Origin of the sequence: Shinella zoogloeoides (genome assembly GCF_030733845.1) — a bacterium.
Taxonomy (GTDB): domain Bacteria; phylum Pseudomonadota; class Alphaproteobacteria; order Rhizobiales; family Rhizobiaceae; genus Shinella; species Shinella zoogloeoides_C.
The window spans coordinates 1,080,347-1,093,603 of record NZ_CP132311.1 but is presented as its reverse complement, the minus strand read 5'-3'; the positions used below and the strand labels follow the sequence as shown (position 1 = coordinate 1,093,603).

The following is a 13,257-nucleotide window of genomic DNA, read 5'->3' as shown; positions in this document are numbered from 1 at the left end:
GCGGCGCACTCTCAAACCTGCCGGCGCCTGTCCCTGGACACGCCGGCATCGCTCTTCCGGCAGGTCCCCATGACGACGACGAACATTCCTCCGCTGGCGCTCACCATGGGCGATCCGGCGGGGATCGGGCCGGATATCACGCTTGCCCTGTGGTCCGCCCGCCACCGGCTTTCGCTTCCCCCTTTCCTCTTCATCGGCGATGCCGCGGTTCTGCGCGCGCGCGCCCATGTGCTCGGCCTCGATATCGCGCTCGTCGCCGCACAGCCGGAAACGGCTGAGGCCATCTTCGCTGAGGCCATTCCGGTGCTCGCGTCCGATTGCGCCGTGCCCGTCGTGGCTGGCGCGCCCGACAGCCGCAACACCGCCGCCATCACCGGCGCCATAGAGACGGCCGTCGCCCTGACCATGGCGGGCCGCACCGCCGCCGTCGTGACCAACCCGATCGCCAAGGCGGTGCTCTACGATGCCGGCTTCGGCTTTCCCGGCCATACGGAGTTCCTCGCCGATCTCGCGACAAAGGCGACGGGCGGGGACACCCTCCTCCCCGTCATGCTGCTTGCCGGGCCGAAGCTGCGCGCCGTGCCGGTGACGATCCATATCCCGCTGAAGGACGTCCCGGCGACGCTGAGCGAAGACCTCATCGTCGAGACGGCCGTCATCACCGCGCGGGACCTGTGCCAGCGCTTCGGCATCGCCCGTCCACGCCTCGCCATTGCCGGGCTCAACCCGCATGCCGGCGAAAGCGGCGCGCTGGGGCTGGAGGACGACGCCATCGTGCGTCCCGCCGTCGAGCGGCTGAAGGTGGCCGGCATCGCGGCGATCGGCCCGCTTCCGGCCGACACGATGTTCCATGAGGCCGCCCGCGCGACCTATGACGTTGCGCTCTGCATGTATCACGACCAGGCGCTGATCCCGGCCAAGGCGCTGGGCTTCGACGATTCCGTCAATGCGACGCTGGGCCTGCCCTTTATCCGCACGTCGCCGGACCACGGCACCGCCTTCGCCCTTGCCGGCAAGGGCATCGCCAAGCCGGACAGCCTTCTCGCCGCGCTGCGGCTCGCCGCCGAGCTTGCGGCGCACGAACGCGCATCCCGGGAGACGGCGTGATGGCGGCGCTCGACGGACTTCCGCCGCTGCGCGACGTCATCCAGCGGCACGGGCTCGACGCGAAGAAGGCGCTCGGCCAGAACTTCCTGCTCGACCTGAACCTCACCCAGAAGATAGCCCGCACCGCCGGCCCCATCGAGAACCATACGGTGATCGAGGTCGGCCCGGGGCCGGGCGGCCTGACGCGCGCCATTCTCGCGCTCGGCGCTAAGCGGGTCATCGCCATCGAGCGCGACGCCCGGTGCCTGCCGGCGCTGGCGGAAATCTCCGATCACTATCCGGGCCGCCTCACGGTGATCGAGGGCGATGCGCTGAAGACCGATTTCGAGGCGCTGGCGCCCGGCGAGCCGGTGCGCATCATCGCCAACCTGCCCTATAATGTCGGCACGCAGCTTCTCGTCAACTGGCTGTTGCCGAAGGCCTGGCCACCCTTCTGGGAATCGCTCACGCTGATGTTCCAGCGCGAGGTTGGCCTGCGCATTGTCGCGCAGGAGGATGACGACCACTATGGCCGGCTCGGCGTGCTCTGCGGCTGGCGCACCGACGCCCGCATGGCCTTCGACGTGCCGCCGCAGGCCTTCACGCCGCCGCCGAAGGTGACGTCCTCCGTCGTGCATCTGGAGCCCATCGCCAACCCGTTGCCCTGCGAGGCAAGCGCGCTGGAACGCGTCACCCACGCTGCCTTCGGCCAGCGCCGCAAGATGCTGCGCCAAAGCGTGAAATCGCTCGGCGGCGAGGCGCTGCTGGCAAAGGCGGAGATCGATCCGCAGCGGCGGGCGGAGACGCTGAGCGTGGAAGAGTTCGTGCGGCTGGCGAACGCGCTCTGAGCGCTGCCGTCGGCGTGGGAGCCGTGGCTACCCCCCTCTGCCCTGCCGGGCATCTCCCCCTCAAGGGGGGAGATTGGGTGGGGCACCGTTTCGCCCGTCTCTAACGTCGCTGTTTGAGCAAGGTTTGTGCCTCTTGCCGATCTCCCCCCTTGAGGGGGAGATGCCCGGCGGGGCAGAGGGGGGTGTTACACCCGCCACTCTCACAAAACCGGCTTTTCCGTCACCAGCCCGGTCACGAATTCGAACAGCCCATGCCGGCGGTCGCGGCGCAGGCGCTCGGCCTTGACGATGCTCTGCACGGCATCGAAGGCGACGGAGAGGTCATCGTTGAGGATGACGTAGTCGTATTCCCGCCAATGCTCGATCTCGGCCCGGGAATTGGCAAGGCGCGTCTGGATGACCTCCTCGGTATCCTCGGCGCGGCGATGCAGGCGCGATTGCAGCTCGGTCATCGACGGCGGCAGGATGAAGATCGAGACGACATCGGCCGGCATCTTCTCCTGGAGCTGCTGGGCGCCCTGCCAGTCGATGTCGAACAGCATATCGCGGCCGGCGGACATGGCCTCCTCCACCGGCTCGCGCGGCGTGCCGTAGAAATTGCCGTGCACCTCGGCCCATTCGAGCAGGGAATCGGAATCACGCCGGAGCTCGAATTCGCGCTGATTGATGAAGTGGTAGTGCCGCCCGGCGATCTCGCTGGCGCGGCGCTGGCGCGTCGTCACGCTGACCGAAAGGCTGAGGCCCGGATCGGCCTCCAGCAGATTGCGGGCGATGGTCGACTTGCCGGCGCCGGACGGAGAGGAGATCACGAGCATGAGCCCGCGGCGCTCGATGTTGATCTGCTTCGAATGCTCGGCCATGGCCTACTCCAAATTCTGGACCTGTTCCCTGAACTGGTCGATGACGACCTTCAGCTCGATGCCTGCAGCCGTTACAGCAGCGGCGTTCGACTTGGAACAGATCGTATTCGATTCCCGGTTAAATTCCTGTGCGAGAAAATCGAGCTTGCGGCCGATCGGGCCGCCTTCGGCGATCAGCGCACGCGCCGCCGCCACATGCGCCTTCAGCCGGTCGATCTCCTCGCGCAGGTCCGCCTTGGTGGCGATGAGCGCGGCCTCCTGGTGCAGCCGGTCACGGTCGAGCGCGGTGGCGCCCTGCATGAGCATGGTCACCTGCGCGGAAAGGCGCTCGGCAATCGCCGCGACGCTACGCGAGGGATCGGCCTCGACAGTCTGCGTCAGCGCCTCTATCCGTGCGACCTGACCGAGCAGGACCGCGGCGAGCGCCGCGCCCTCGCTGCGCCGCATGTCGGCAAGACAGCGGACGGCTTCGGCGAAGCCCGCGGCGATGTCCTCGTTGCGCGCCGTGCGTTCCGTCTCGCTCTCCTCGGCCTCCCGGAAATCGACGATACCGCGCACGGAAAGCAGCGTGTCGAGCTTCACCGGTGCGGGATCGACGATACCGGCAAGCTGGTCGCGCAGCGCCAGCACGGCGGCGAGCGCGCCCTGGTTCACCACGGCTTCCACCTGCGCCTCGCTGACGCTGGTGGCAAGCCCGACCTGGAGATTGCCGCGCGCGAAGGCCTCGCCCGCGACACGGCGCACATCCGCCTCCAGCGCCTCGAAGCCGGGCGGCAGGCGCAGGCGAAGGTCGAGCCCCTTGCCGTTCACCGAACGCAGTTCCCATGCCCAGCGCGTACGCCCGCTGGTTCCCTCGACCCGCGCGAAGCCGGTCATCGATTGCAATGTCATGTCAGCCTCCAGTGGCGCCCGTGGCGAGAAGCCGGAACGGGCAGCCGGGTGCGCGCGGCACGCGCGACATCATCCCGTATTAAAGTGAAGCAGTTTCACGGGGTTGGAAACGGCCAAGCACGCGGAAGGCGTAGCGATCCACATCAAAGGTGACATGCGCAGACAAAACGGCCCCGGACGCAAGCGCCGGGGCCGTTCAAGAGAGCCGCGCCCATCTTACTGGGAACTAGTGGCTTCCGTTTCCTTGGCGGCCTCGGCGGCCTTCTCGGCTTCCAGCTTGCGCCAGCGGCGGACGTTCTGGTTGTGCTCGTCCAGCGTCTCGGCAAAGACGTGGCCGCCCGTGCCGTCGGCAACGAAGTAGAGGTCGGACGTGCGCGACGGATTGGCGACGGCTTCCAGCGCCGCACGGCCCGGATTGGCGATCGGCGTCGGCGGCAGACCCTTGATGATATAGGTGTTGAACGGCGTCTGCTTTTCGAGGTCCGACTGGAAGATCGGCCGGTCGGCCGGTTTGCCGTCGCCGCCGAAGATGCCGTAGATGATGGTCGGGTCGGATTGCAGGCGCATGCCCTTGTCGAGCCGGTTCAGGAAGACCGAGGCGACGCGCGAACGCTCGTCCGCCCGGCCCGTCTCCTTCTCGACGATCGAGGCGAGCGTCACGAATTCCTCGCGGGTGGCGATCGGCAGGTCGTCGTCGCGCCGCTCCCAGATCTGGTCGATCAGCGATTTCTGCGCGTCGAGCATCTGGTGCAGGATATCGGCGCGCTTGGTGCCGCGCGAGAACTTGTAGGTATCGGGCATCAACGAGCCTTCGACCGGCAGGTCCTGCGGCAGGTCGCCTTCAAGCACGGGATCGTCGGCAAGGCGCTTGAACACCTGCTTGACCGTCAGGCCTTCCGGTACGGAAACGCTGTAGAGGATGGACTTGCCGGATTTCAGGAGCTCGACGATCTCCCGCATCGAGGCGCCGGACTTGATCTCGTATTCGCCGGCCTTCAGCGTCTCGCCGTCGAGATAGACGCGCGAGAGCACGCGGAAGACGCGGCCGTCGGTGATGATGTTGTTGCGCTCGAGATTGGCCGCGATCTCGTTGGTGCCGGCACCGGCGCGAACGATGAAGTTCGTGTTGGCCTTCAGCGGCCCCTGCTCCTCGTAGCTCTTCACGCCGTAGTAGAAGATGCCGACGCCGATGAGCGTGGCGAAGACCACCACGGTCATGACGAAATTCAGGAAGATGACGATCTGGCTGCGTGCCTTGCGCGAGCGGCGACGGCTCGGCGGTTCCGGCACCTGTTCAGGCCTGAGGGCCTCCTTGGCGGACTTGGGAATGATGCGCGGCTGGCCGGATGCCTCGCCACGGCCAAACTGTGTCTCGCCGGGTTCGTTCGTGTCGCTCACGGACTGTCCTCATGGGTTCTCGCATTGCTCGTCGCTTTCCAACAGAGCAATACGGCAAAAGCAGGGTGTGCGGCGCGCCGGGGCGTGCGCCCGGATCAGGCGTCGTAGCGCTTCAGGACCAGCGACGCATTCGTTCCGCCGAAGCCGAACGAATTCGACAGCGCCACGTTGATCTCGCGCTTGCGGGCCTTGTGCGGCACCAAGTCGATCGCCGTCTCGACGTCGGGGTTGTCGAGGTTCAGCGTCGGCGGCGCGATATTGTCACGGATCGCCAGCGCCGTGAAGATCGCCTCGACGGCGCCGGCCGCGCCCAGAAGGTGGCCGATGGCCGACTTGGTGGACGACATGGAGATGCGGGACGCCGCGTCGCCGACAAGGCGCTCGACCGCGCCGAGCTCGATCGTGTCGGCCATGGTGGAGGTGCCGTGCGCGTTGATGTAGTCGAGCTCGCTCGCCGGAATGCCGGCGCGCTTCAGCGCCATGGTCATGCAGCGGAACGCGCCGTCGCCGTCCTCGGAAGGCGCGGTGATGTGGAAGGCATCGCCGGAGAGGCCGTAGCCGATCACCTCGGCGTAGATCTTCGCGCCGCGCGCCTTGGCGTGCTCCAGCTCTTCCAGAACCACGATGCCGGCGCCCTCGCCCATGACGAAGCCGTCGCGGTCGCGGTCATAGGGGCGGGATGCGGCGGTGGGGTCGTCGTTGCGGGCGGTCGACAGCGCCTTGCAGGCGGCAAAGCCGGCCAGCGAGATGCGGCAGATCGGCGATTCCGCGCCGCCCGCCACCATGACGTCGGCATCGCCGAGCGCGATCAGCCGGCTCGCGTCGCCGATCGCGTGGGCGCCGGTCGAGCAGGCCGTGACGACGGAATGATTGGGGCCGCGCAGCTTGTGCTTGATCGAAACCTGGCCGGAGGCGAGGTTGATCAGGCGGCCGGGAATGAAGAAGGGCGAAATGCGGCGCGGCCCCTTGTCGCGCAGCGTGTAGCCGGCTTCGACGATGCCTTCGAGACCGCCGATGCCGGAGCCGATGAGCACGCCGGTCGCGATCTGGTCGTCGTCGGATTTCGGATGCCAGCCGGCATCGGCAAGCGCCATGTCGGCGGCGGCCACGGCATAGGCGATGAAGGGATCGACCTTGCGCTGTTCCTTGGGTTCCATCCACTGGTCGGGATTGTAGGTGCCATCGGAACCGTCGCCGAGCGGAATGGAACAGGCGATCTTCGCGGGAAGGTCATCGACCTCGAAGGTGGTTACCCTGGCAGCGCCGCTACGGCCTTCCAGAAGCCGGCTCCAGGTCACTTCGGTGCCACAGCCAAGCGGTGATACCATGCCGGTACCCGTGATAACGACACGCCTCATCGTCCGCGATCCACCCTTCGTATTCTTGTATCCGTTGCCTCATGAAGAGGTGCGGCCTCCCGGAGGAGACCGGGACGGGCCGCCTGATGGCGGCCCGCCGGCAGTCAAATCAAATCAGGCCTGGGCCTTCTCGATGAACTTGACGGCGTCGCCGACCGTCAGGATCGAGTCAGCTGCATCGTCCGGGATCTCGACGCCGAATTCTTCTTCGAACGCCATGACCAGTTCGACGGTGTCGAGCGAGTCCGCGCCAAGATCATCGATGAAGCTTGCGCCTTCGCTGACCTTTTCGGCATCGACGCCCAGATGATCAATGACAATTTTCTTTACGCGTTCTGCGATATCGCTCATGTCGGATTCCTCGACCTTTGTTTTTGATCGGCGCCTGTCACGGCACCGGACACTCAACACGCCCGATGTGCCTCAAGAACACATCCGGCAATCCCTTCAACCGGCAATGCGGCATAGACGATACGGTTCCGTATCGCCTGATCGCTCAGGCATTTACCGCTCGACTGCTGACAGTCATGGCCCGATTAACACGGTTTATGCCTGCCGCAAAGTCCGAAAATGGCCGGTGCGCCAGCGGTCAACATGCTATTCATGCTGCTTTGCCGAATGCTCCGCCCCTCGTCAGATCATCGCCATGCCGCCGTTCACATGCAGCGTCTGGCCCGTCATGTAGGATGCTTCCGACGAAGCGAGGTAGGCGACGGCCGATGCAACTTCCGCGCCGGTGCCCATGCGCTTCATGGGAATGGCGCCCATGATCGCTTCCTTCTGCTTGTCGTTCAGCTTGCCGGTCATGGCGCTTTCGATGAAGCCGGGCGCCACGCAGTTGACAGTCACGTTGCGGGTGGCGATCTCCTGCGCCAACGACTTGGTGAAGCCGATCATGCCGGCCTTGGCGGCGCAGTAGTTCGCCTGGCCCGGATTGCCGGTGACGCCGACGACCGAGGTGATGTTGATGATGCGGCCGTAGCGGCGGCGCATCATTGGATGGGTCAGTTCGCGCGTCAGGCGGAAGACGGCGGTGAGGTTCACTTCGAGAACGGCGTCCCAGTCGTCATCGCTCATGCGAACGAACAGGCCGTCCTTGGTGATGCCGGCATTGTTGACGAGGATATCGACGCCGCCGAGATCGGCTTCCGCCTTCTCGCCCAGCGCCTTGACTTCGGCTCGGTCGGAAAGGTTGGCCGGGAAGATATGGACGCGTTCGCCGAGTTCGTTGGCAAGCGTCTCGAGCTTCTCGACGCGCGTGCCGTGCAGGCCGACGATGGCGCCCTGAGCGTGCAGGATGCGGGCGATCTCCTCGCCGATGCCGCCGGATGCGCCGGTAACGAGAGCCTTGCGGCCGGAAAGATCAAGCATGGTTCCGTTCCTTTGAAAAAGAGATCAGCCGATGAGCGCTGCGAGCGCGCTGTCGATATCGGCGGGGGTGTTGATGGCGATGCCGGTGACGGACTTGTCGATGCGGCGCGCAAGGCCGGTCAGCACCTTGCCGGAGCCGACCTCATAGAGCGTCGTGACGTCGTTCCTGCCGAACCATTCCACCGTCTCGCGCCAGCGCACCTGGCCGGTGACCTGCTCGACGAGCAGACGGACGATCTCCTGCGGATCGCTGACCGGGGCGGCGCGCACATTGGCGATAACAGGTACGACCGGGGCCTTCGCCTCGACGGCGGCCAGCGCCTCGCGCATGGCGTCGGCGGCCGGCGCCATCAGGGCCGAATGGAAGGGCGCGGAGACGGTGAGCATCAGCGCACGCTTGGCGCCCTTCTCCGTCGCGAGCCTTGCCGCGACCTCGACGGCCGGCTTGGAGCCGGAGATAACGAGCTGGCCGCCGCCATTGTCATTGGCGATCTGGCAGGAGCCGCCGGCGGAGGCTTCCGCGCAGATAGCCTCCACATCCGCCTGTTCCAGGCCGATGATCGCGGCCATGGCGCCCTCGCCGACCGGAACGGCCGACTGCATGGCATTGCCGCGGATGCGCAGGAGCCGGGCGGTATCGGCCAGCGTGAAGGTACCGGCGGCACAGAGCGCCGAATATTCGCCGAGCGAATGGCCGGCGACATAGGAGACCTGATCCTTCAGCGACAGGCCGCGCGCTTCGAGCACCCGCATGACGGCGATGGAGACGGCCATCAGCGCCGGCTGGGCATTGGCCGTCAGCGTCAGCGTCTCCTCGGGCCCCTCGAACATGATGGTGGAAAGCTTCTGGCCGAGGGCCTCGTCGACTTCCGCGAAAACGGCGCGCGCTTCCGGGAACGCTTCGGCGAGATCCTTGCCCATGCCGACGGCCTGGCTGCCCTGGCCGGGAAAGGTGAATGCTACGCTCATAGGGGTTTCTCCCGTCTCATGTTTCCTTTTCCATTCACATTCCCGTCCCGCAAGTCAAGGCTCGCGGCCGCCCTCGCCCTTGCCGGACCCATGCTTTCCAAGGCCTTCGCACAGGGATTTGCGGTTTGCCGTCTTGCACTTCGCAGGGACCTGCCTACATTCGCGCCGTTTTCCAAAGACAGGATTTTCTCTCCCATGAAATACAATCCGCTCGGCAGGACCGGCATCAGCGTGTCGGAAATCTGCCTCGGCACCATGACCTGGGGCTCGCAGAACAGCGAGCAGGAAGCGCACGAACAGCTCGACTACGCCTTCTCCCAGGGCGTGAACTTCGTCGATACGGCCGAACTCTACCCGACCACGCCGCTCTCTCCCGAAACCTATGGCGACACCGAGCGCTTCATCGGCACCTGGATGAAGGCGCGCGGCAACCGCGACAAGGTCGTGCTCGCCTCCAAGGTCGCCGGCCCCGGCCGTCCTTATATACGCGGCGGCGCCCCGATGAGCCGCGCCGGCATACTGCAGGCCATCGACGACAGTCTCGCACGCCTCAAGACCGATTACATCGACCTCTACCAGTTGCACTGGCCGAACCGCGGACACTACCATTTCCGCAATGCCTGGAGCTACGACCCGTCGAAGCAGGACCGCGAAAAGGTCGCCGCCGAGCTGCTGGAAGCAGTCGAAACCGTCGGAGACCTCGTGAAGGCCGGCAAGGTGCGCGCGCTCGGCCTCTCCAATGAGACGGCCTGGGGCACGATGCAGATGCTGAAGCATGCCGAGGAAAAAGGCCTGCCGCGCGTCGCCTCGATCCAGAACGAGTACAACCTGCTTTACAGGGCCTACGATCTCGACCTTGCGGAACTGTCGCATCACGAAGAGGTGGGGCTTCTCGCCTATTCGCCGCTCGCCGCCGGCCTCCTGACCGGAAAATATCTCGACGGCGCGCGGCCGGAGGGCTCGCGCCTGACGAAGAACGGCGATCTCGGCGGCCGCTACCAGCCGCATCAGGAACCCGCCGTGCGGGCTTATGTGGAGCTGGCGAAGGAGAACGGGATCGACCCGGCCCAGATGGCGCTCGCCTTCTGCCTGACTCGGCCCTTCATGGCGTCCGTCATCATCGGCGCGACGTCGATGGAACAGTTGAAGACGGATATCGCCGCCGCGGACCTGACGCTTTCGGCGGAGGTGATGAACGGCATCCGCCGCATCCACCGGCTCTATCCGGCGCCGATGTAAAATGTGCCGGGCGGCCTCAAGGGCCGCCCGGAGCATTCGTCAGTGGACGGGCTTTGGCTCCTGCGTTTCCGGCAGCAGCCAGTTCAGGAAGACCGCGCAGAGACCACCGGTCGCCACGCCCGATTCCAGCACGTTTTTCACGAAACTGGGCATGTGCGAGACGAATTCCGGCACCTGCGACACGCCGAGGCCGAGCGCCAGCGAGATCGAGATGATCAGCAGCGCCCGCCGGTCGAGCTGAAGGCCGGCGAGGATATTGATGCCTGATGCGGCGACGGCGCCGAACATCACGATCACGGCCCCGCCCAGCACCGGCTCCGGCACCGCCTGGATGACGCCGGCGGTCGTCGGGAAGAGGCCGAGCAGCACGAGCACGCCGGCGATATAGACGCCGACATGGCGGCTGGCGACGCCGGTGAGCTGGATGATGCCGTTGTTCTGCGCGAAGACGGAGCTCGGGAACGTGTTGAAGATGCCGGCGAGGAACGAGTTCGCGCCGTTGACCAGCACGCCGCCCTTCACCCGCTCCATCCAGACCGGGCCTTCGACAGGCTGGCGGGAGATCTTGCTGGTCGCGGTGATGTCGCCGATGGCCTCCAGCGAGGTCACGAGGTAGATCACGACCATCGGGGCGAACAGCGTCCAGGAGAAATCCAGCCCGAAATGCAGCGGCGTCGGCACCTGGAACCAGGCGGCCTGGTGCACGCCGGTAAAATCGAGGCGGCCGAGCACGGCCGCAAGCGCATAGCCGACGGCAAGCGCGATGATGATCGCGGCGCTGCGCACCCATACGACCGGGACGCGGTTGAGGCCGATGATCAGCGCCAGCACGGTGCCTGACAGCAGCAGGTTCTCGCCATTGGCGAAGGTGCCCGACTGCATCGCGCCGAAGCCGCCGCCCATGCTGATGAGGCCGACTTTGATGAGGGTGAGGCCGATCATCAGCACGACGATGCCGGTGACCAGCGGCGTGATGAACTTCTTGACGAAGGGCAGGATGCGCGAGAGCCCCATCTCGATGAAGGAGCCGGCGATCACCACGCCGAAGATGGCGGCCATGACGGCCTCCACGGGCGTGCCCTGCTTCACCATGAGCACGCCGCCGGCAATCAGCGGGCCGACGAAGTTGAAGCTGGTGCCCTGGACGATCAGCAGGCCCGCGCCGAGTGGGCCGAACCGGCGGCACTGAACGAAGGTGGCGATGCCCGAAATAACCAGCGACATGGAGACGATCATGTTGGTGTCGCGCGCCGAGACACCGAGAGCCTGACAGATCAGGAGACCGGGCGTGACGATCGGAACGATGATCGCGAGAAGGTGCTGGATGGCGGCCAGAAGCGCGATCGGCGGTGCCGGCTTGTCCTCCAGCGCGAAGACCAGTTCGTCTGCCGGCTGTGACGGTACTTCCGGATGGGTATAGGCGTTCATGCGCGGCCCTCCACCCGGATTTGAATTCTGGTGCACACGTCTGTGCAGTGCGGCGCCTGTGCGCGGTCGCTATGGTTCGCCAATGGCTTCTCCTCCCGGCGTGATGGGTTTTCCGAAGCCTCCACTTCGGGCACGGGAAGCTAGCCGAAATCGCCGGAAAGAAATCTCCTGCGAATCCTGAAAGAGTTTCATGCGTTCCAAGGGGTAATACGAAGAAACCCGCCGTTTCCGGCGGGTTTCTCCAGTGCCCCATGCGGGTGACGTTACGGCGTGGTCGTGGTCGCGCCGCCGCCTTCGGCCGGCTGGCCGCCGCTCGGCTGGCTTTCCAGCGGCTGGGTGCCGCCGGTCGTGCCGCCCGTCTGGCCATCGGTGGCCGTGCCGCCGGCCGGCGCGCTGTCCTGCGTGCCGATCGCCGACGTGTTGGCGTTGGGATCGACTCCGTCACCCGGCGTTCCGCTGCCGACGAAATAGAAGATGCCTACCGCCACGAGGACGGCGAGGATCACGGCGACGGCCCATCCGCCGGTGCCGCTGCCATTGCTTGCATTGACGACGGTCGGGCCGCGGTCATCCACCGGGCGCGTCGCGCGATCTTCCGGCGGACGATTGACAAGGTTCGGGTCTTGCATGTCGGTCACTCCATCTGGTTGGATCGGACTGAACAACGCATCGTTCACAATTTGGTTCCCGCCCGTTTCAGAACGGTGCAGCGCGCATTTGCCTTCAAGGCTTGCATTCGGCCTGAAAATCCGTATAAGCGCGCTGTTCAAAACACCCGGGTCACCGGCTGGTGGCTGAACGGAGGGCCGGCAAATCGCAAGATCTGCCGTTTGGGGCCAAGGGCTCCGGCCTCCCGTGTCTCCGCTCTCGACCGTCTGGATTAACGCTTTTCTTGCTTCGGGCCTCGGCCCCTGAGAACTGTCGTTGAGGCTTGGCGCCGGTTTCGGGTGTAGTTTAACGCAAGAAAGGCAAAGCCACATGGCTCTCTACGAACATGTATTCCTGGCCCGCCAGGACGTGTCCGCCCAGCAGGTCGACGCTCTCGTCGAACAGTACAAGGGCGTGATCGAAGCACACGGCGGCAAGGTCGGCCGGGTCGAAAACTGGGGCCTCAAGTCCCTGACCTACCGCATCAAGAAGAACCGCAAGGCGCATTACGCGCTGATGGACATCGACGCTCCGGCCGCCGCCATCCACGAGATGGAACGCCAGATGCGCATCAACGAAGACGTCCTTCGTTACATGACCATCGCCGTCGAGGCCCACGAAGAGGGCCCGTCCGCTATGATGCAGAAGCGCGACCGCGACGACCGTCCGCGTCGTGACGGCGACGACCGCGGCCCGCGCCGCGACTTCGGCGATCGTGGCCCGCGCCGCGACTTCGGCGACCGCCCGCCGCGTGGCGACCGTCCGGCCCGCGAAGACCGCGCGTAATCGAAGCAGAAGGAGACTAAGACAATGGCTGATACTTCCTCCGCTCCGGCACGCCGTCCGTTCCACCGCCGCCGCAAGACCTGCCCCTTCTCGGGCGCCAACGCTCCGAAGATCGACTACAAGGACGTCCGTCTTCTGTCGCGTTACATCTCCGAGCGCGGCAAGATCGTTCCGTCCCGCATCACCGCCGTTTCCCAGAAGAAGCAGCGCGAACTCGCCAAGGCGATCAAGCGCGCTCGCTTCCTCGGCCTGCTGCCCTACGTCGTAGCGTAAGGACGCTTTCCCTGCGGCCTGACTCGACGTCGGGCTGCAGCATCTGACTCGAGGGAAGACGGTTCTGCCGCCTTCCCTTTCTCCCTTCCGCGATGGGCGCGG

Annotated in this window: 14 protein-coding genes and 1 pseudogene; 5 read left to right on the top strand and 10 right to left on the bottom strand. The window is 65.8% G+C overall.

The window, feature by feature from the left end; translation table 11 throughout:
* Positions 1-69 precede the first annotated feature (69 nt).
* A complete protein-coding gene (pdxA, locus tag Q9316_RS06365; protein ID WP_306034384.1) occupies positions 70-1,107 on the top strand; it encodes a 4-hydroxythreonine-4-phosphate dehydrogenase PdxA in 1,038 nt (345 codons plus the stop codon).
* Positions 1,107-1,934: a 16S rRNA (adenine(1518)-N(6)/adenine(1519)-N(6))-dimethyltransferase RsmA gene (rsmA, locus tag Q9316_RS06360; protein WP_306034383.1), complete on the top strand. Its 828-nt coding sequence runs from the start codon at positions 1,107-1,109 to the stop codon at positions 1,932-1,934. Before pdxA ends, rsmA begins: the two co-directional genes overlap by 1 nt.
* Positions 1,935-1,960: 26 nt before the next feature.
* Here the strand turns inward: rsmA and Q9316_RS25655 are convergent.
* The 8 genes and pseudogenes from Q9316_RS25655 to fabD form a co-directional block, all read right to left on the bottom strand.
* Positions 1,961-2,117 (bottom strand): annotated as a pseudogene (locus tag Q9316_RS25655) (bifunctional diaminohydroxyphosphoribosylaminopyrimidine deaminase/5-amino-6-(5-phosphoribosylamino)uracil reductase RibD); the annotation flags it as partial.
* A 17-nt stretch (positions 2,118-2,134) separates the two neighbouring features.
* On the bottom strand, positions 2,135-2,794 hold the full coding sequence (gene gmk, locus Q9316_RS06355; protein WP_306034382.1) for a guanylate kinase: 660 nt from the start codon (positions 2,792-2,794) through the stop codon (positions 2,135-2,137).
* A 3-nt stretch (positions 2,795-2,797) separates the two neighbouring features.
* The gene (locus Q9316_RS06350; protein WP_306034381.1) at positions 2,798-3,685 is read right to left on the bottom strand and encodes a YicC/YloC family endoribonuclease; all 888 of its coding nucleotides are present in this window, start codon (positions 3,683-3,685) and stop codon (positions 2,798-2,800) included.
* Positions 3,686-3,901: 216 nt separating this feature from the next.
* Positions 3,902-5,083 (bottom strand): endolytic transglycosylase MltG, encoded by a 1,182-nt coding sequence (gene mltG / locus Q9316_RS06345; protein WP_306034380.1) that lies wholly within the window; start codon positions 5,081-5,083, stop codon positions 3,902-3,904.
* Positions 5,084-5,178: 95 nt separating this feature from the next.
* Positions 5,179-6,441, bottom strand: coding sequence for a beta-ketoacyl-ACP synthase II (fabF, locus tag Q9316_RS06340; RefSeq protein WP_306034379.1), 1,263 nt, complete (start codon positions 6,439-6,441; stop codon positions 5,179-5,181).
* Positions 6,442-6,555: 114 nt separating this feature from the next.
* Positions 6,556-6,792, bottom strand: coding sequence for an acyl carrier protein (locus Q9316_RS06335; protein ID WP_003531676.1), 237 nt, complete (start codon positions 6,790-6,792; stop codon positions 6,556-6,558).
* A gap of 282 nt (positions 6,793-7,074) precedes the next feature.
* Positions 7,075-7,812 carry a 3-oxoacyl-[acyl-carrier-protein] reductase gene (gene fabG, locus Q9316_RS06330; protein WP_306034377.1) on the bottom strand — a complete coding sequence of 246 codons (738 nt, stop codon included), beginning with the start codon at positions 7,810-7,812 and terminating at the stop codon, positions 7,075-7,077.
* A 24-nt stretch (positions 7,813-7,836) separates the two neighbouring features.
* Positions 7,837-8,781 carry an ACP S-malonyltransferase gene (gene fabD / locus Q9316_RS06325; RefSeq protein WP_306034376.1) on the bottom strand — a complete coding sequence of 315 codons (945 nt, stop codon included), beginning with the start codon at positions 8,779-8,781 and terminating at the stop codon, positions 7,837-7,839.
* A gap of 195 nt (positions 8,782-8,976) precedes the next feature.
* Between fabD and Q9316_RS06320 the strand changes: the two genes are divergently transcribed.
* Entirely contained in the window at positions 8,977-10,020 is a 1,044-nt protein-coding gene (locus Q9316_RS06320; protein WP_306034375.1) for an aldo/keto reductase, read from the top strand.
* Between the two features lie 39 nt (positions 10,021-10,059).
* On the opposite strand, the gene Q9316_RS06315 is transcribed toward Q9316_RS06320, so the two are convergent.
* Together Q9316_RS06315 and Q9316_RS06310 are read right to left on the bottom strand one after the other, a co-directional pair.
* Positions 10,060-11,448: a nucleobase:cation symporter-2 family protein gene (locus Q9316_RS06315; RefSeq protein ID WP_306034374.1), complete on the bottom strand. Its 1,389-nt coding sequence runs from the start codon at positions 11,446-11,448 to the stop codon at positions 10,060-10,062.
* 263 nt (positions 11,449-11,711) lie between these two features.
* On the bottom strand, positions 11,712-12,077 hold the full coding sequence (locus Q9316_RS06310) for a hypothetical protein (RefSeq protein WP_306034373.1): 366 nt from the start codon (positions 12,075-12,077) through the stop codon (positions 11,712-11,714).
* A gap of 349 nt (positions 12,078-12,426) precedes the next feature.
* Between Q9316_RS06310 and rpsF the strand changes: the two genes are divergently transcribed.
* Together rpsF and rpsR are read left to right on the top strand one after the other, a co-directional pair.
* Positions 12,427-12,882 (top strand): 30S ribosomal protein S6, encoded by a 456-nt coding sequence (gene rpsF, locus Q9316_RS06305; RefSeq protein WP_184144647.1) that lies wholly within the window; start codon positions 12,427-12,429, stop codon positions 12,880-12,882.
* A gap of 24 nt (positions 12,883-12,906) precedes the next feature.
* Positions 12,907-13,155, top strand: coding sequence for a 30S ribosomal protein S18 (gene rpsR / locus Q9316_RS06300; RefSeq protein ID WP_069059269.1), 249 nt, complete (start codon positions 12,907-12,909; stop codon positions 13,153-13,155).
* Positions 13,156-13,257 lie beyond the last annotated feature (102 nt).

What these genes read in the sequence shown, in the direction of transcription:
- Q9316_RS06310 (WP_306034373.1), bottom strand. Translation starts at nt 12,077, where the DNA reads ATGCAAGACCCGAACCTTGTCAATCGTCCGCCGGAAGATCGCGCGACG.
- fabG (WP_306034377.1), bottom strand. Translation starts at nt 7,812, where the DNA reads ATGCTTGATCTTTCCGGCCGCAAGGCTCTCGTTACCGGCGCATCCGGC.
- Q9316_RS06315 (WP_306034374.1), bottom strand. Translation starts at nt 11,448, where the DNA reads ATGAACGCCTATACCCATCCGGAAGTACCGTCACAGCCGGCAGACGAA.
- gmk (WP_306034382.1), bottom strand. Translation starts at nt 2,794, where the DNA reads ATGGCCGAGCATTCGAAGCAGATCAACATCGAGCGCCGCGGGCTCATG.
- Q9316_RS06335 (WP_003531676.1), bottom strand. Translation starts at nt 6,792, where the DNA reads ATGAGCGATATCGCAGAACGCGTAAAGAAAATTGTCATTGATCATCTG.
- rpsF (WP_184144647.1), top strand. Translation starts at nt 12,427, where the DNA reads ATGGCTCTCTACGAACATGTATTCCTGGCCCGCCAGGACGTGTCCGCC.
- fabD (WP_306034376.1), bottom strand. Translation starts at nt 8,781, where the DNA reads ATGAGCGTAGCATTCACCTTTCCCGGCCAGGGCAGCCAGGCCGTCGGC.
- rpsR (WP_069059269.1), top strand. Translation starts at nt 12,907, where the DNA reads ATGGCTGATACTTCCTCCGCTCCGGCACGCCGTCCGTTCCACCGCCGC.
- pdxA (WP_306034384.1), top strand. Translation starts at nt 70, where the DNA reads ATGACGACGACGAACATTCCTCCGCTGGCGCTCACCATGGGCGATCCG.
- Q9316_RS06350 (WP_306034381.1), bottom strand. Translation starts at nt 3,685, where the DNA reads ATGACATTGCAATCGATGACCGGCTTCGCGCGGGTCGAGGGAACCAGC.
- rsmA (WP_306034383.1), top strand. Translation starts at nt 1,107, where the DNA reads ATGGCGGCGCTCGACGGACTTCCGCCGCTGCGCGACGTCATCCAGCGG.
- fabF (WP_306034379.1), bottom strand. Translation starts at nt 6,441, where the DNA reads ATGAGGCGTGTCGTTATCACGGGTACCGGCATGGTATCACCGCTTGGC.
- Q9316_RS06320 (WP_306034375.1), top strand. Translation starts at nt 8,977, where the DNA reads ATGAAATACAATCCGCTCGGCAGGACCGGCATCAGCGTGTCGGAAATC.